We start from the raw sequence: 15,836 nt of genomic DNA on the forward strand, positions 1-15,836 counted from the left end.
GCCGCCGGGTCGTCCTCCCGTCGAGGGCGGCGTGGCCTCCGTCTGCGTCGGCTTCTGCTCGTCCGTCACTGCGCCACCGCCTGGCCGCGCAGGTCCGTCTCCAGGCCGAAGTTGTCCCGGTACAGCGCCTGAATCGCGTCGTACTCGGCGTCGGTCAGGGGCGACGCCTGGAAGGTCGCGGCGTACTCCGTAAGCCCCTTCTCGTCGTAGATGTTGGGGAGGACGCTCGCCATCGCGGGGGAGCGCAGGGCGAACTGGAGGGCGAGCTGGCCGATGGTGCGGCCCCGGCCCTCCACAAACTCGGCGTTCAGTTGCTCGACCTTCTTCAGGCCGTCCTCCATCCAGGCCTTGCGGCGGGCATTCGTGGTCAGGCGCCAGTTGCGGTGGTCGCCCGGCTCGAACTCGGTGTCGAGGGTCATGTAGCCCTCCAGCAGCCCGGAGGCGTGGGGCACGCGGGCCATCACGCCCACGCCCTCCTGCTCGGCGATGGGGAGAATCTGCTCGCCCAGCACCTGTTCCAGCAGGTTGTAGATGATCTGGGTGGGGGCGTGGCGCAGCCGAATGCTCAGGGTGCCCTCCTCAATCTGGCGCTCGTTCAGCGCGGGACCGAGCGCGGTGCCGTAGGCGCGGATCAGGCCCTCCCCCTTGAGCTTTTCCAGCTCGGCCCAGAGGTCATCTTTCTGAATCGCGTCCACCCGGCAGTTGTGGAGCTGATAGTAGTCGATGTAGTCGGTGCCCAGCCGCTTCAGCGAGCCTTCCAGCGCCTTGCGGAGGTACGCGGGCGTCCAGTCGTGCGGGCGCTCCTGCTGGCCGGGGCGCTCGGGGTGGTTGTAGATGTCGTAGCCGAACTTCGAGCCGATCACGATCTGATCGCGCACGTCGCCCAGGGCGCGGCGCTGGATTTCCTCCGCGCGGCCCGAGGCGTAGGTGTCCGCGTTGTCGAAAAAGGTGATGCCGAGGTCAAAGGCCCGGCGCAGCAGCCGCACGGCCATCTCCTCGTCCTTCACGCCCCACCACGTCGTGCCGACGGTCCACACGCCGAACCCCACCGCGCTGAGGGTCAGGTCCGTGCCGAGCAACTTCCGGTATTCCATAGGAGGTACTATTCCACCGCCCCTGGGGGACAATGCACCCCGAACGAGCGGTCAGGCGCAGGGGAAGCAGATTCACCCAGCCCGGGAATTGCTTAGACGACCGGCCGAGTTCCCGACTGTATAATTTGACTTCCCCTGCATTCCACGCTATTTTCTTTCCATCACCGCCCGAGAGGCGGCTTTTTTATGCCCGCCGGGGAACGGGAAACACCAGCCGGAAGTCCGGCACGCCCAGCGTCAGGCGGGGGCGAGTTCGGGTTAGGGGTGGGGGCAGTCCGTCCGCACTCAGGAGGGTGAGGCGGGCGAGTGTCACATGGCCGGTCGCCCTTACCGGCGTCAGCAACCATCCCTCTCCCCCTTCCAGGCCCGGCTGCACGAGGGTTCGCAGGGGAGCCGGAACCAGGGCAGAGGTGACAGGGAGGCGCAGTCCACCCATGCGGAAGGCGAGGTGGGCGACCTCCCGTCCGTCTTCCCCGGTGACGCGCACCCCACCCTGCTCCCACCCGAAGTGAGCGAGTCGTTTTGGGAGGCCCCAGTTGCGCCGCCCCCACGCCGCACTCTCCGCCGTGCTGACCCAGATGCGGTTCACCTGGGGGCGCCAGCCAAAGGGCGTTCGGGGGACGGCCACCCACAGCAATTCGTCGTAGGGGCCGACCGGCGAAGCGGCGTAGCGCACCAGCATCAAAGCGCCCAGGGCGGCACCGGGGGCGGGCGCATACACGACGATCAGGCCGCTGCCCGTCAGGGTCCAGGGGGGTGGGGGCATGGGCGCAGGCTACGCGCTACCCTCGCCCCCATGCTGAAGCACGTCTCGTTCCTGACCCGCGACCTGGGCGCCGTCCTCGCCTTTTACACCCGGCTGGGCGGCGTGGTGGAAAAGGACCTGACCACCGCCGAGGGCTACCGCCGGGGCGTGATCCGGCTGGGTGAGGGGCGGCTGCAATTCTTCGAGGTTCCCGGCGAGTCGCCCACCCCGCACGGACACTGGGCGGAACACGTCGCGCTGCACGTCGTGGGGCTGCGGGGCCTCCTCCCCGGGTTGCGGGCAGCGGGAGTCACGGTCACGCGGGACCTCCAACCCAGCCCGGGGGGGCGCGACATGGCCTTTGTCCTCGACCCGGACGGGCGGCAGGTGGAGTTGCTGGAGGCGTAGCCCGGGCAGCCGTGCCACCATAGCGGCGTGAGTGACGACCACTGGGGCGAGTACGCGCGGGCCACGCGGGGCGGTCCTCCCCGGCCCCTGCTGCTGGAGGTGCTGGCCCATCTGGACGCGAACCTCCCGCCGGGGCGGGCGCTGGACCTGGGCAGCGGCGCCGGGAACGACTCGCTGGAGTTGCTGCGGCGCGGCTGGTTGGTAACGGCGCTCGACCGCAATGCGGAGGCGCCGGACGGGCTGCGGGCGCAGGCGGGCGACCTGGCGGGGCGGCTCACCACCGTCCAAGGGTCCTTCCAGGCGGCTCCCCGGCGGCGTTACCGGCTGGTCTATGCCAGCCTCAGCCTCCCCTTCTGCCCGCCGGAAAACTTTGGGCGGACCTTGCGGGGTGTGGTGGCGCGTGTCGGGGTGGGCGGGTGGTTCGCCGCCACCCTGTTCGACGTGCGGGACGGCTGGGCCGAGCGGGCTGACATGACCTTCGTGACCCCTCAGGACCTGGGCGCCCGGCTAGAGGGCCTGAGCGTGGAGGTGCTGCGCGAGGAGGAGAGCACCGTCCGGCTGGCGCTGGGCGGCGAGCACCACAGCCACCTCCTGACCGTGATCGCGCGGCGGCCCACCTACGGCCCCTCGGTGTAGACCCGGCTGGGGAAGTAGTACTTGTCGAGCAGCAGCTTGCCCAGCGCCACGGCGGGCACGGCGAGGAGCGCCCCGGCGAAGCCCAGCAGCGACGCGCCGACCAGGATGGCGACGAGCACCGTGACGGGGTGCAGGTCGGTCGTCCGGCTGAGGATGTAGGGGCTCAGGAAGTTGCCCTCGATCTGGTTGGCGGCGACAAAGACCACCACGACGAGGAGCATCTTGATCCAGCCCCCCGGCAGGGCGAGCAGCAGCGCGGGCGTGGCCCCGATGATCGGCCCCAGGTACGGCACGATGTTGAAGGCCCCGGCGAGAAACCCGATGGCGGCGGCGCTGGGAATCCCGATCAGGGTCAGGCCCAGCCACACGAACACGCCGATAAAGGTGGCGATCACGAGCTGCCCGCGCACGTACCCGCCGACCGCCGTGCCGACGAGCCCGGTGAATTCCAGCACCTTCGGCTGCCAGGGCCGGGGAAAGGCGCGCAGCAGCGAGGCGTTGACCCGGCTGTAGTCCAGCATGAGGTACACGCTGAGCAGCACGATGAGGAGCACCTGTCCCACCACGCCGCCGATGGAGACCAGGCGGCTGAACAGCGTCCCCGTGGAACTCAGGGCGTTTTGCAGGATGGGGATGATGTTCGTGCCGAGGTTGCGCACGTAGGCCTCGGCGGCGGTCGTCAGCCGCTCGCGGGCATTGTCGAGCCCGGGGATGCCCCGTTCCTGGAGCCAGCCCCCCACCCGGTCGAGCAGGTCGCCCAGCCGCCCGACCTGATCCGGCAGGCTCTGGAGCAGGCTGACGAGCTGGCCCGCGACCGTCACGAGCAGCGCCCCCGCGAGCGCGAAGATCCCGACGAAGATCAGGAGCACGAAAAAGACGCCGAGGCCCCGCTTGACCCGCCCGCGCTCCAGCCAGTTGAGCAGCGGGTTGGCGAGGTACGCGATCAGGAACGCCACCGCGAAATCCACGACGACCGCCGTGACCTGGCCCAGCAGGCGGTAGGCGACATATAAGGCCAGCAGGAACACGGCGAACCGGACCCAGGGGCTGCGCCACACGTACTGGAAGGCATTCGGTGCTTTCGGGGGCGAGATCACCCGTGCATCATACGGAGACGCGGAAGCGCACGCCCACTCCGGGGCCCCGGGCAAAGGAACCCGCAAGGAGGCCGCCGTCCCCACGCCCCCGGCCCGGCTCTGCTACAGTGGCCCCATGTCGGCCCTGTGTTGCCTCCCCCCGCGGTAAGCAGCGCACCCCGCCCTGCCGCCGCGCCCTCCCCCAGTGGCGCGGCGGCCTTTTTGTGCTTTCCCGAAGGAGTTCCCATGACCCCCCCCGACCCCCGCCAACCCGATTCCGGCATCGTCCTGTACGACACCCTGCAGCGGCAGAAGGTCCCCTTCGTGCCCACCGTTCCCGGCCACGTGGGCATGTACCTGTGCGGCCCCACCGTCTACTCCGACGCGCACCTGGGCCACGCGAAGAAGGAAGTCGCCTTCGACGTGATTCGCCGCGCGCTGATGCACTTCGGTTATCAGGTGCGCTACGTGACGAACGTGACCGACGTGGGCCACCTCCAGAACGATGCCGACGAGGGCGAGGACAAGCTCCAGGCCCGCGCCCGGCTGGAACAGCTCGAACCCATGGAGGTCGCCGACAAGTATTTCTGGTCCTTCCACCGCGATATGGACGCGCTGGGCGTCCTCAAGCCGTCCATCAACCCCCGGGCGACCGGCCATATTCCCGAGCAGATCGAGCTGATCGAGGAGCTCATCGCGCGGGGCCACGCCTACGAGTCGAACGGCAGCGTGTATTTCGACGTGCGGAGCTGGCCCGAGTACGGCAAGCTCTCGGGACGCAAGCTCGACGACCAGGAGGAGGGCACCCGCGAGGCCGTGCGCGAGGAGAAACGCGACCCGCGCGACTTCGCCCTGTGGAAGCGGGCCGAGCCGGGGCACCTCATGCGCTGGGAGTCCCCGTGGGGGGTGGGCTTTCCGGGTTGGCACATCGAGTGCAGCGCGATGAGCCTGAAGTACCTGGGCGAGGGCTTCGACATCCATGGGGGCGGGCTGGACCTCCAGTTCCCCCACCACGAGGCCGAGATCGCGCAGGCCGAGGCCGCCGGGCACCCCTTCGCCCGCTACTGGATGCACAACAACATGGTCACGGTGGGCGGCGAGAAGATGAGCAAGAGCAAGGGAAACTTCACCACGCTCAAGGACCTGCTCGCCCTGCATGACCCCATGGTGATCCGCTTCCTGCTCGTGAGCAGCCACTACCGCTCGGTGACCGAGTTCTCCGACGCGGCCTTCGAGAGCGCCCGCAGCGGGTACCGCCGCCTGACCGAGGCGCTGAACGAGGTGGAGCGCCGCCTGCCTACGGCTCCCGGGCGCGACGACCCCGCGCTGCGCCAGAAGATCGCGGGACACGTCCAGGCCTTTGAGGACGCCCTGCGGGACGACTTCAACACGCCGAAAGCCATTGCAGCACTCTTCGGCCTGACGACCGACGTGAACGCCGCCCTGAACGCCGGGGAGGTGGGGCGGGAGGCGCTGGAGGCGGCGCGGAACGCCTACCGCACGCTCGGCGGCGACGTTCTGGGCCTGTTCTCGGGGGGCCAGACCGAACGCCAGGACGACACCCAGGTTGTGGGCGCCCTGATGGACCTCGTGCTGCGGGCGCGGCAGCACTACCGCCTGAACAAGCAGTACGCGCAGGCCGACGAGTTGCGCGACACGCTCGCCGCCGTTGGAGTGACGGTCGAGGACACCAAGGAAGGCCCCCGCTGGCGGCGCTGAGGCGCCAAGAACCCAACTCACCTGTCAGAAAATTGTGATGGCCGCTGCCTAGCATGAATGTCGAGAGGTGCGTAGTCACCCCTCATCCTTCCCTCTAAGGGCGCGCCACCCCCCCTCCGGGCGCGCCCTCTTCTCTTTGGTTTCCCCGGCGCCGGGCAGATCAATGCCGGGTGAGCCGACCCTCACCCGCCGCTCCGGGCGGGCGGTACACTCGCCCCATGCTGCCGCTCGTGAAGCAGGTGCTGGACAACTTCAACTTCGACGTGGACCCTGACCTCACGCCCGAGGAGAATGCCGAGGAGGTCATTCGGAGCGCGGCGCTGCTCTCCGGCGCGATCGCGGTGGAGCCCGTGCCCTTCGCCGACATCCTGCTCATCACCCCCGTCCAGGCCAAGATGGTGCTGCACATCGGCAAGATTTACGGTTTCGACATCACGCCGGACCGGGCCCGGGAGATCGCGCAGGAACTCGGGGCCACGGTTGCTTATGGCCTCTTCGCCCGGCAGGTCATGCGGGGGATCGCCAAGCTGGCCCTGCCCGTGATCGGCGGCCTGATCACCGCGCCCGCCGTGTATGGCTGGACCTTCGCGCTGGGGCGGGTCGCGCAGAACTACTTCGAGCGCAAGCGGGCGGGGCTGCCCGTCGCCCGGCAGGAGCAGGTCAAGGTCATTCAGGAGGCCAAGGGGCAGGCCCGGCGGGTGCTCCCCAGCGCCCAGGACTTCAGCGACCTCGCCGCCGAGCTGCGCCGCCGCGCCGACGAGAAAAACCGGGTCCAGGGCGGGGGACCGCGCGACCTGAACTGAGGGGCGACTTGACCCCTCCCCCCCGCCTGCGCCACACTCTGCCCAGGCGTTGATCCGCAGGAGTACCGCGCCACGCGCCCAAGAGCGAGCCTGAGACGGTGAGAGTCAGGCGGGGCCAGCAGCGCGGGAAGGGCGGCGGGGAGTCGATTCAAACGACAAAAGTGCCAGTCCTCGGCAGAGAGCCGGGCTGGAACTGGGGTGGAACCGCGTAGAACATGAACTCTGCGTCCCCAGGCGAGCACTTCGCCGGGGCCGCTTTCTTTTGACCCTCGGCGGGTGCGGAAAGGAGAGGTTATGCCCGCACAGTCGATGGAAGAACTCGTCAGCCTCTGCAAGCGCCGGGGATTCATCTTCCAGGGCTCCGAGATCTACGGCGGCCTGCAAGGCTTCTACGACTACGGCCCCCTGGGCGTGGAGCTCAAGAACAACCTCAAGGCCGCGTGGTGGCGCGCCAACGTCTACGAGCGCGACGACATGGAGGGCCTGGACGCGAGCATCATCATGCACCGCCTGGTGCTGCGCCACTCCGGCCACGAGGCGACCTTCAGCGACCCGATGGTGGACAACCGCAAGACGAAGAAGCGGTACCGGCTGGATCACCTGGTCAAAGATCAGAAGCCGGACGTGATCGCGCGGGTGGCGGAGGGCATCGGCGAGAGTGCCGAGAACTTCCCGGCGGTCGTGGCGGCGCTCGTGGCGAATCCGGCGAAGGCGTCTGAGGCCCTCATCGCGGCGGGGGTGCGTGACCCCTTCTCCGGCGAGGTGGGCGACTGGACCGAGCCCAAGCCCTTCAACATGATGTTCAGGACGACCATCGGCCCGGTCGCCGACGAGGACAGCTACGGCTACCTGCGGCCCGAGACGGCGCAGGGCATCTTCACCAACTTCAAGAACGTGGTGGACTCGACCTCCCGCCGCCTCCCCTTCGGCATCGCGCAGATCGGCAAGGCGTTTCGCAACGAGATCACGCCGCGCAACTTCATCTTCCGGGTGCGCGAGCTGGAACAGATGGAGATCGAGTTCTTCTGCGTCCCCGGCACCGACGAGGACTGGCACGAGAAGTGGCTGCAAGCCCGCCTCGCGTGGTGGGAGGCCCAGGGTGTGCCCCGCGAGAAGATTCAGATTCTCGACGTGCCGAAAGAGGACCTCGCCCACTACTCCAAGCGCACCTACGACCTGATGTACGACTACCCCACCCTGGGGTACGAGGAAATCGAGGGCATCGCCAACCGTACCGATTTCGACCTGGGGAGCCACACCAAGGCGCAGGGGGAACTCGGTATCCAGGCGCGGGTGGAGGAAAACCTCGATTCGGTCGCCAAGCTGACCATCCCCCACCCCGAGACGAACAAGCCTGTCGTTCCATTCGTGATCGAGCCGTCGGCGGGTGTGGACCGCGCCATGCTCGCCGTGCTGAGCGAGGCCTTCACGAAGGAGACGCTGGAGAACGGCTCGGAGCGCATCGTGCTCAAGCTGAGGCCGCACCTGGCCCCGATCAAGGTGGCCGTCATTCCGCTCGCCCGCAACCGCGAGGAGATCACCTCTGTTGCCAAGGCGATCAAGGCCGACCTCCAGAGACTCGGCCTGGGCCGTGTGCTGTACGAGGACAGCGGCAACATCGGCAAGTCCTACCGCCGCCACGACGAGGTGGGCACGCCCTACTGCGTGACCGTGGACTTCGACACCGTGGGCAAGGGCGAGGACCCCAGCCTGACGAACACGGTGACGGTGCGTGACCGCGACACGCTGGCCCAGGAGCGGGTGAAGATCAGCGAGCTGGCGGACTGGATTCAGGCGCGGCTGCGTTAGGTCGCCCGCCCCCAGACCACAGAGCCCCCGCCCCGCGCGGGGGTTTCTCCGTATGCTCGGTACATGCTTGAGATGAAGTCCGCCTGCGAACGTTGCGGCGTCTCCCTGGCACCAGACGGCGAGGCCACCATCTGCTCCTTCGAGTGCATCTTCTGCCCGGCCTGCGCCGAGACGATGAACCATACCTGCCCCAATTGCGGCGGCGACCTCGTGCGGCGGCCCCGGCTTACCCGTTCGGTCGCCTCTGCGGTAACCGGGAGCCCGTCGCGTGAGGTCAGATACAGTCGAATCTCCTGAAGGGTTGGAGGAGCGTGTTGTATACGAGATCAAGCGCCCGGGGAGGGTAGGCGCGTTCCCCCAACCCCCCACAAAACGCTTGATGTGCAATGAGAAGTTGGGCAAAGTGGACTTTTTGTTGTCTGGGATGAGGATGAGCTTTGCTCGTCACCCCCTCCCAACCTCCCCCGCAAGGGGGGAGGAGCGAAAAGACCACGGCTGAGATGATGTTTTCCTTATTGCACATCAAGCGTACAAAGGGGAGGAGTGACAGAGCCAAGGCTCCTGCTTCCTAAACCCGTCAACTGTGGACGGCCTATTCCTGTGAGGAACTCGCCCTCGCACCGCCTTCACCACGTCGGCTCGCGCAGCGAGACGGTGGGCCCGCGGCTCAGAGAGCAACAAGATCAGACATTACGGGTAGGGAGAAGCGACCACAGGCGAACTGGGCCGGGCCCTTTGCGGAGCGCAGCGGAAAGCTCCCCCTGCCCCCTCTGGGGGTAGGGGGCTGGGGGGTGGGGGCAACCCGCAGCAAGATCCCCTGCCCCCCAAGAAAACCCATCAAGCCGCCCACCGACCCGACCCCCCGGAAGGCCTCCCATGAACGAGCCAAGCAGCCCAACTTGCTCAAGCAGCCACAGCTAAAAAGGCCCGCCCCCAACGATAGGGGGCGGGCCATATTTCGGAAGAGGGCCCCTCAGCCCTCCTCCTCGCCGTACTTGCTCTCCAGGTAGCGCCGCTGGGCCTCCAGCGTGCGGGCCTGCTGGCCCCGGCGCTCCTGCACGATGCCCTGCATCCGGCGCCCGATCAGGTCGAGCTGACCCAGGAACAGCCGGTCAGTTTCGGGCGAACGCGGCGCGGCGCGGTAGGTCCGCATGAGTTCGGGCAGGTCCTCGCGGGCGGCCTGCCGGGCGTCGTAGGCCTCACGGCTGAGCGAGGTGTCGTCCGCCGTGGCCCGCAGCGCGTCGCGGGTGGCGATGACGGTGACGTGCAGGGCCGAGCGCGCGGGGGCGGGGAGAGCACGTTCCCCCACCCGAAGCAGGGCGAGTAGACCGGTCTCGTCGTCCCGACGTAGCCCCCCCGGCGCGTCAAGCGTGACGGGCTCCGGCTCATCCACCGCCGTGATCAGGCGCGAGGCCCGCCGCGCCGTCCACACCGCGCCGAGGGCGGCGAGCAGCAGCGTGAAGCCCAGCATCCAGCCCGCCACGTCGCTGCCCAGGGCCGTGCCCAGCCCCAGCAGCGCGAGGAGCGGCACGAGCAGCAGCGCTCCCAGCACGCTCAGGACGATGAGCACGAGAAGGCCGAGGGCCCGGCGCAGCAGGCTGGCCCCGCGCCGAACGGGGTGATCTGGCCCGCCCGGTGACTGCCACGGGTCACGGAAAACCCCGCCGTGGCGCGTGGCCGGTTGGACCAGGAACCGCACCACGCGCGAGCCGGTGCGGGCAGCGGTGTACAGGGTGGTGACGGATGGAGCCATATCCTCAGGGTACGCGGCCCGTGTCCTGCTCGTTCCCGTGTGAGTCACGGTTCATGCCCGAACGCACCTCCCGCACCCGGTCCGCGAGCGCCTGCCACGGCCCGAGCTGAAAGTGGTTGTGCCCCAGCGGGCTCGTCGAGGGCAGAACCCAGACCTCCGCCCCCTCCAGCGGGAGGAGTTGCGGGCCGTAGGGCAACTTGCCGGTGGGCACTCCCAGCGTCTCGGAGGCGCCGCGCTTGCTGGTAAAGGCGATGATCCTCGGGCGGTAGGTCCGAATCTTGTCGCGCAGCTCGTCGGGCGCCCAGGCCTCCTCGGGCAGGGCGGCGTCCACCCCGCTGTGCCGTTTGGCGACATCCGTGAGGCCGATGCCGTACTGGGGCAGGATGGCGTACTCGCGCGGGGCGAGTTGGCGGGGCGTCAGGCCCACCTCGTGCAGCACCCGCCAGAACTTGTTCTCGGGGTTGGCGTAGTACGCCCGCGCCCGCGCGCTGATGCGGCTGGGGGCCGTGCCCACCAGCACGAGCGTGAGCCCTTCCCCCAGCACGTCGGGGACGATGTAGCCTTCCCCCAACCGGGGTTTGCCGTCAGTCGTCGTAGCGTTCCTCCCTGAAGGGGTCGCCGCGCATGTGGTAACCGTTGCGCTCCCAGAAGCCGGGCTTGTCGGCGGCCATGAACTCCAAGCCGTTGAGCCACTTCGCGCTTTTCCAGAAGTAGAGGTGCGGCACGACGAGGCGCAGCGGCCCGCCGTGTTCCGGGGCGAGTGGCTCTCCGCCGAAGGTGTGCGCGAGCAGGTTCTCGGGCCGGAGGAAATCCGAAAGCTCCAGGTTGGTCGTGTACCCGCCGACCGAGTGTTGCATGACGTGGGTGGCGCCCGGCTTGAGCCCGATGTGTTCCATCAGGTCCACGACGCGCACGCCGGTCCAGGTCGTGTCGAGCTTGCTCCAGTGGGTGACGCAGTGGATATCGTAGGTGAGGGTGGTCTGCGGCAGGGCCATCAGGTCGTCCCAGGTGAAGGTCTTCTCCTCGGCCAGGCCGAAGATTCGCACCGCCACGTCCTGAGGCGCGTAGTGCTGCGAGGGGCCGTAGGTCAGCACGGGGAAACGGGTGGTGAGCGTCTGCCCAGGCGGGATGCGCCCCCCCTGGTCGTCCGCGGGCTTCTTGAAGAACTTGCCGAGCATGACGGTATTTGAGCGCCCCCGGCAAGCGCGGCGGTATGGGAAGCGGCACGTTTGTCCCGTTCGTGAAGGATTTCAGTAGACCTGGTTGTACGAACGGCGGGAGGCTGAACATTTTGGATGACTTCCAGCAGACAGGGAGGTGTAGGATGTACACCAAGACCGGGGTGTGTTCCGCCCTTCCCCGGACGAGCATGCCCCGGCCCATGCGCCCGCGCGCGCAAGGAGAGCCCCGCATGAGTGAGCTAAACAAACGCACCCAGGCCCGCCACGAGGTCGAACGCGCCCGCTTCCTGGGCGACGTGTACGACCTGCTGGCGATCCTGCGCCGTGAACCGAACGAACTGCTGCCCTTCGACTGGGTGCGGCACCTTGCCCCGGAGGGTGAGCATTCGCTGGGCGTCCAGTCTATTCCCGTCGACCAGATCATCGGCTCGGTGGACCGCTACCGCGAGTTCGACCGCCACTACCTCCCCAAGGAGCCGCACCTCGACGAACGCTGGATCGGCGTGCGCGCCGCACAGTTGGAGGGCAAGGAACTCCCGCCCATCCAGGTGTACAAGGTCGGCGACCTGTACTTCGTCAAGGACGGCAACCACCGGGTCTCGGTCGCCCGGCGCCAGGGTCAGCATTACATTGACGCGAACGTGATCGAGTTGAACGTCGCCGTGCCGCCCGAGGAGCACGACACCCTGCGCGACCTGATCATCAAGGGTGAGTACGCGCGCTTCCTGAAGGAGACGAACCTCGACCGGGTGGTGCCCGGGCACCGCGAGATCCGCTTCACCACGCCGGGCCGCTACGACCGCTTGCTGGAACATATCCGCACCCGGCAGTACTTCCTCGACCGCAAGCCGGAGCGCGCGGGACTCCCGCCCGTGACCTGGGAGGAGGCGGTGGAGAGCTGGTATCGCCGCCTGTACAGCCGTGTGGTCGAGAACATCGAGAAGCACGACGTGATGAGCCGCTTCCCGGGCCGCACGGAGGCCGACCTCTACCTCTGGATCATGGACCACCGCTACTTCCTGACCCAGAAGTACGGCCACGATGTCGGCAGCGAGGAGGCCACCCGTGACTTCCGAGCCCACCACGCCCCGCCCCTGTACAAGCGGCTGGGGCAGCGGATGCGGCTGCTGCTCAAGGGGCAGTTGGAGCCCGCGATGTAGCGGAAGGCGAACTGGAAAACATGGATCGTTGGAGAAGAGTTCCAACGGTCCATTTTCTGCGCCCCTATTCCTCCAGCACGTACCCCACCAGCGTCCCCACGCCCCAGCCGGTCGCCTGGCCGTCTTGCAGCGCATTCCCAGCGATGTCGAGGTGCGCCCAGGGCCGGGTGACGAACTCGCGCAGGAAGAGGGCGGCCTTGATGCTGCCCCCCGCTGGGACCATGTCCGAGTTCCGCAGGTCGGCCAGCGTCTCCTTCTGGTAGGCCTTCAGGTACGGGGCGTGCAGGGGCATCTCCCAGACGAACTCGCCGGAAGCCTCTGCACTCGCCCTAAGACGTGCTGTCAAGTCGGGATCGGTGCTGTAGAGGGCGGCCACGTCGTTCCCCAGGGCGACCGTCTTCGCGCCCGTCAGCGTCGCCACGTCCACGAGTTCGGTCGCGCCCTCGTCGCAGGCGACGGCCAGGGCGTCGGCCAGGATCAGGCGGCCTTCCGCGTCGGTGTTCACGACCTCCACGGTCTTGCCGTTCGCCGCGCGGTAGATGTCGCCGGGGCGCATGGCGTTTGGGCCAACCATGTTCTCGGCGGCGGGGACGTAGGCGCGGACCTCCACCCCTTCCGGCAGCCGGTCGCGCAGGGCGCTCAAGGCCCGCATCGCCCCCAGCACCGCCGCCGCGCCGCCCATATCGCCCTTCATGGTGGTCATGCCCTGGGCGGGCTTGATGGAGTAGCCACCCGTGTCGAAGGTGATCCCCTTGCCCACGAGGGCGATGACGCGCTTCACCTCGCCCCTGGCCGGAAGGGTCACGCGGATCAGGCGGGGGCCGCCCGCACTCCCCGCCGCCACCGCCGAGAGCAGGCCCATGCCGCGCGCCTCAATTTCAGTGCTGTCCCACACGTCCACGTCGGCACCCAGGGCTTCCAGGCGGCGGGTCTCGCGCCCCAGCATGGCCGGGTTGAGGACGTTCGCCGGGGCGTTCACGAGGTCGCGGGCGAAGCGGATGCCCGCCATGAGGGCTTCCACCCGGTCCCGTTCCTCATCCGACAGGCCTTCCACAGCCAACTCAATGGGGCCGGGCTTGGCCTCCGAGCGGTAACGGGCGTCCTGGGAGCCCGCCATCAGGGTGGCGAGGGTGAGGGCTTCCGCGTGGGGCGTCTCCCCTACCCGGATGGACTGCGCCCCCAGATCGGTCGCCAGTTTGGCGAGGGCGGCGCCGAGTTCGCGGGCCTGGGCCGCGTTCGAGGGCGGCAGCGCCACAGCCCCGTCTCCCTCCCCACCTCGCGTGAGCAGGCGAACCATGCCGGGCTTCAGGTCGCGCGTGATCCGCTCGGGCACCTCCGCCCGCCCCTCCCCGAGAAACGTCAGCGTGAGGTCCGCCCGCTCCGGTTCGTTCACGAATTGCATGGGGGGAGTAAAGCACGGGACGGAACCCCCGGCTTCCCGGGCGCCCTTCCCAGCCCTTCCCGCCCCCTCGCGTATACTCGTCTCTACTGTGACTGGCTCCATCGTTGTGTCCGAGGCGGCGCTCGCCTCCCTGATCGGGCTCACCGCCCACGAAATCCCGGGGGTGGTCGGCATGGCCCCCGCCAACCTGAAGGAAGGCATCTCCCGCGTGCTGGGCCGCGCCAACGCCCGCGAGGGCGTCGTCGTGGGCCGCGAGGGGGAAGGCTACACCGCCGACCTGTACGTGGTCGTCGCCTACGGGGTGAGCATCCCCACCGTGGCGCGCAACATCAAGGACCGGGTGGAACACATCGTCAAGACCCAGGCGGGCATCGAGCTGAAGGCCACGCGCGTCCACGCGGTGGGGGTGCAGCGTGCCTGAGCATGTGAGGACCCTGAAACCCACCGACCTCGCGCGGATGCTGCGGGTGGCGACCGACTGGCTGGGCGTGTACCGCGAGCAGGTCAACGCCCTGAACGTGTACCCGGTGCCCGACGGCGACACCGGCACGAACATGCACCTCACCATGCAGTCGGTGCGGCGCGAACTCGACACCTGCGACGAGCACAACATGGCTTCCGTCGCCCGGGCGATCAGCTACGGGGCGCTGCTGGGGGCGCGCGGCAACTCCGGGGTGATCCTCTCGCAGCTCCTGAAGGGCTTCGCGGAGACACTGCGCGACCGGACCGAGGTGGACGCCGACACCCTCGCCCGTGCCTTCCGCGCCGCGCAAAAGGCCGGGTACGGCGCGGTGATGAAGCCGGTCGAGGGGACCATCCTGACCGTCGCGCGGGGGGTGGCGGACGGGGCGAACGGCCCGCACGACCGCGACACGGTGGACTCGGTGCTGGAGGCCGCGCTCTTCGAGGGCCAGCGCCTGCTCGACCAGACGCCCGAGATGCTCCCCGCGCTCAGGCAGGCGGGCGTGATCGACTCGGGCGGCCAGGGCTACCTGTACGTGGTGCAGGGGATGCTCGCGGCCCTGCGCGGCGACGCGCTCCCCGAGGCGCCCGAGATCACCTCCTACGCGCAGGAACAGTTCGAGACCGAGGAGTTCGGCTACTGCACCGAATTCCTGATGTCGGACTCGACGAAGCCCATCGAGGAGATCCGCACCCTCGTCTCCCCCTTCGGGGACAGCCTGCTCGTGGTGGGCGCCGAGGGGTACGTGAAGGGCCACATCCACACGAACGAGCCCGACGCGCTGCTGGCGACGGTGGGCCGCTACGGGCGGATGCTGAAAACCAAGGTCGAGGACATGTCCGAGCAGCACACCGAGATCCTGGGCATGGCGGGCGCGGCGGCCCGGGCCGAGGAGGAGGTGGCGCCCTCCGGCCTCGTCGCGGTGGCGAGCGGGTACGGGCTGGTGAAGCTGTTCCGCAGCCTCGGCGCCCGCATCGTCTCCGGCGGGCAGACGGCCAACCCCAGCGTGCAGGACATCGTGGACGCGGTGCGGTCGGTGAGTGCGGAGAAGGTCCTGATCCTCCCCAACAACAAGAACGTGCTGATGGCCGCCGAAAAGGCGATGGAATTGATGGAGGGCCGCGCGGTCGTCGTGCCCACCCGCACGCTGGGGCAGGGCATCGGGGCGGCGCTCGCCTTCCAGCCGGACGCGGACGCCGGGAGCCTGCGGGCCGGGATGGAGGAGGCCGCCGCCCGCGTGACCACCTTCGAGGTCACCCGCGCCAGCCGCACGACGAACATCACCACGAAGGAGGGCGTCACGCTCGACATTGCCGAGGGCGACGTGATCGGCCTGAAGGACGACGAACTCGTGCAGGCGGGCGGGAGCCCCGAGGACAGCGTCATGGAGATGCTGCGCAAGAGCTACGCCGGGCAGGAGATCATCACCGTGTTCGGCGGCCCCCAGAAGACGCAGGAGGACCTGGATACCCTCGCGGAGCGCATCGGGCAGGAATTCTCTTCTGCCGAGGTCGAGGCGCATCTGGGCGGGCCGGACCTGTACGACTACCTCGTGACGATGGAGTAGGCGGGTCGGGAAGCGGGCGG

The 15,836-nt window shown here is 68.6% G+C and carries 16 protein-coding genes; 9 read left to right on the forward strand and 7 right to left on the reverse strand.

Annotated features, from left to right (window positions below):
• Window positions 1–65: 65 nt before the first annotated feature.
• Window positions 66–1,094 carry an aldo/keto reductase gene (locus DAERI_RS06200; RefSeq protein ID WP_103128549.1) on the reverse strand — a complete coding sequence of 343 codons (1,029 nt, stop codon included), beginning with the start codon at window positions 1,092–1,094 and terminating at the stop codon, window positions 66–68.
• A gap of 184 nt (window positions 1,095–1,278) precedes the next feature.
• On the reverse strand, window positions 1,279–1,860 hold the full coding sequence (locus DAERI_RS06205; protein ID WP_235610273.1) for a hypothetical protein: 582 nt from the start codon (window positions 1,858–1,860) through the stop codon (window positions 1,279–1,281).
• Window positions 1,861–1,890: 30 nt separating this feature from the next.
• Between DAERI_RS06205 and DAERI_RS06210 the strand changes: the two genes are divergently transcribed.
• Window positions 1,891–2,247: a VOC family protein gene (locus tag DAERI_RS06210; protein WP_103128550.1), complete on the forward strand. Its 357-nt coding sequence runs from the start codon at window positions 1,891–1,893 to the stop codon at window positions 2,245–2,247.
• A 27-nt stretch (window positions 2,248–2,274) separates the two neighbouring features.
• Window positions 2,275–2,883, forward strand: a complete 609-nt coding sequence (locus tag DAERI_RS06215; protein WP_103128551.1) for a class I SAM-dependent methyltransferase — start codon at window positions 2,275–2,277, stop codon at window positions 2,881–2,883.
• On the opposite strand, the gene DAERI_RS06220 is transcribed toward DAERI_RS06215, so the two are convergent.
• Window positions 2,865–3,980, reverse strand: coding sequence for an AI-2E family transporter (locus DAERI_RS06220; RefSeq protein ID WP_103128552.1), 1,116 nt, complete (start codon window positions 3,978–3,980; stop codon window positions 2,865–2,867). The two genes, DAERI_RS06215 and DAERI_RS06220, sit on opposite strands and share 19 nt — an antisense overlap.
• 225 nt (window positions 3,981–4,205) lie before the next feature.
• On the opposite strand from DAERI_RS06220, the gene cysS reads away from it, so the two are divergent.
• The 4 genes from cysS to DAERI_RS23310 all read left to right on the forward strand — a co-directional run bounded on the left by cysS (window position 4,206) and on the right by DAERI_RS23310 (window position 8,587).
• On the forward strand, window positions 4,206–5,678 hold the full coding sequence (cysS, locus tag DAERI_RS06225; RefSeq protein ID WP_103128553.1) for a cysteine--tRNA ligase: 1,473 nt from the start codon (window positions 4,206–4,208) through the stop codon (window positions 5,676–5,678).
• Between the two features lie 218 nt (window positions 5,679–5,896).
• On the forward strand, window positions 5,897–6,481 hold the full coding sequence (locus DAERI_RS06230) for a YcjF family protein (RefSeq protein WP_103128554.1): 585 nt from the start codon (window positions 5,897–5,899) through the stop codon (window positions 6,479–6,481).
• A 294-nt stretch (window positions 6,482–6,775) separates the two neighbouring features.
• Window positions 6,776–8,290 (forward strand): glycine--tRNA ligase, encoded by a 1,515-nt coding sequence (locus tag DAERI_RS06235; RefSeq protein WP_103128555.1) that lies wholly within the window; start codon window positions 6,776–6,778, stop codon window positions 8,288–8,290.
• Window positions 8,291–8,362: 72 nt separating this feature from the next.
• Window positions 8,363–8,587 carry a DUF1272 domain-containing protein gene (locus tag DAERI_RS23310; protein ID WP_369689448.1) on the forward strand — a complete coding sequence of 75 codons (225 nt, stop codon included), beginning with the start codon at window positions 8,363–8,365 and terminating at the stop codon, window positions 8,585–8,587.
• Between the two features lie 676 nt (window positions 8,588–9,263).
• Here the strand turns inward: DAERI_RS23310 and DAERI_RS06245 are convergent.
• The 3 genes from DAERI_RS06245 to DAERI_RS06255 are packed head-to-tail and all read right to left on the reverse strand — an operon-like array spanning window position 9,264 to window position 11,221.
• A complete protein-coding gene (locus DAERI_RS06245; RefSeq protein ID WP_103128557.1) occupies window positions 9,264–10,043 on the reverse strand; it encodes a hypothetical protein in 780 nt (259 codons plus the stop codon).
• Window positions 10,044–10,047: 4 nt separating this feature from the next.
• Complete coding sequence (locus DAERI_RS06250; protein ID WP_235610274.1) at window positions 10,048–10,587, reverse strand: mismatch-specific DNA-glycosylase; 540 nt, start codon at window positions 10,585–10,587, stop codon at window positions 10,048–10,050.
• Window positions 10,588–10,627: 40 nt separating this feature from the next.
• Entirely contained in the window at window positions 10,628–11,221 is a 594-nt protein-coding gene (locus DAERI_RS06255) for a sulfite oxidase-like oxidoreductase (RefSeq protein WP_103128559.1), read from the reverse strand.
• A 233-nt stretch (window positions 11,222–11,454) separates the two neighbouring features.
• Between DAERI_RS06255 and DAERI_RS06260 the strand changes: the two genes are divergently transcribed.
• On the forward strand, window positions 11,455–12,384 hold the full coding sequence (locus DAERI_RS06260; protein ID WP_103128560.1) for a DUF4032 domain-containing protein: 930 nt from the start codon (window positions 11,455–11,457) through the stop codon (window positions 12,382–12,384).
• A gap of 64 nt (window positions 12,385–12,448) precedes the next feature.
• Here the strand turns inward: DAERI_RS06260 and DAERI_RS06265 are convergent, their stop codons facing one another.
• Entirely contained in the window at window positions 12,449–13,786 is a 1,338-nt protein-coding gene (locus DAERI_RS06265) for a M17 family metallopeptidase (protein WP_103128561.1), read from the reverse strand.
• An 88-nt stretch (window positions 13,787–13,874) separates the two neighbouring features.
• Here DAERI_RS06265 and DAERI_RS06270 point away from each other — a divergent pair, with 88 nt between their 5' ends.
• Window positions 13,875–14,207 carry an Asp23/Gls24 family envelope stress response protein gene (locus tag DAERI_RS06270; RefSeq protein WP_103128562.1) on the forward strand — a complete coding sequence of 111 codons (333 nt, stop codon included), beginning with the start codon at window positions 13,875–13,877 and terminating at the stop codon, window positions 14,205–14,207.
• Window positions 14,208–14,244: 37 nt separating this feature from the next.
• Window positions 14,245–15,816 (forward strand): DAK2 domain-containing protein, encoded by a 1,572-nt coding sequence (locus DAERI_RS06275; RefSeq protein WP_165794108.1) that lies wholly within the window; start codon window positions 14,245–14,247, stop codon window positions 15,814–15,816.
• The last annotated feature ends 20 nt before the right edge of the window (window positions 15,817–15,836 follow it).

Source organism: Deinococcus aerius (genome assembly GCF_002897375.1).
In the GTDB taxonomy this organism is placed as follows: Bacteria; Deinococcota; Deinococci; order Deinococcales; family Deinococcaceae; genus Deinococcus; species Deinococcus aerius.

Coding starts and splice junctions, on each gene's coding strand:
- DAERI_RS06210 (WP_103128550.1), top strand. CDS start 1,891: ATGCTGAAGCACGTCTCGTTCCTGACCCGCGACCTGGGCGCCGTCCTC.
- DAERI_RS06255 (WP_103128559.1), bottom strand. CDS start 11,221: ATGCTCGGCAAGTTCTTCAAGAAGCCCGCGGACGACCAGGGGGGGCGC.
- DAERI_RS06260 (WP_103128560.1), top strand. CDS start 11,455: ATGAGTGAGCTAAACAAACGCACCCAGGCCCGCCACGAGGTCGAACGC.
- DAERI_RS06265 (WP_103128561.1), bottom strand. CDS start 13,786: ATGCAATTCGTGAACGAACCGGAGCGGGCGGACCTCACGCTGACGTTT.
- DAERI_RS06235 (WP_103128555.1), top strand. CDS start 6,776: ATGCCCGCACAGTCGATGGAAGAACTCGTCAGCCTCTGCAAGCGCCGG.
- DAERI_RS06275 (WP_165794108.1), top strand. CDS start 14,245: ATGCTGCGGGTGGCGACCGACTGGCTGGGCGTGTACCGCGAGCAGGTC.
- DAERI_RS06200 (WP_103128549.1), bottom strand. CDS start 1,094: ATGGAATACCGGAAGTTGCTCGGCACGGACCTGACCCTCAGCGCGGTG.
- cysS (WP_103128553.1), top strand. CDS start 4,206: ATGACCCCCCCCGACCCCCGCCAACCCGATTCCGGCATCGTCCTGTAC.
- DAERI_RS06205 (WP_235610273.1), bottom strand. CDS start 1,860: ATGCCCCCACCCCCCTGGACCCTGACGGGCAGCGGCCTGATCGTCGTG.
- DAERI_RS06230 (WP_103128554.1), top strand. CDS start 5,897: ATGCTGCCGCTCGTGAAGCAGGTGCTGGACAACTTCAACTTCGACGTG.
- DAERI_RS06245 (WP_103128557.1), bottom strand. CDS start 10,043: ATGGCTCCATCCGTCACCACCCTGTACACCGCTGCCCGCACCGGCTCG.
- DAERI_RS23310 (WP_369689448.1), top strand. CDS start 8,363: ATGAAGTCCGCCTGCGAACGTTGCGGCGTCTCCCTGGCACCAGACGGC.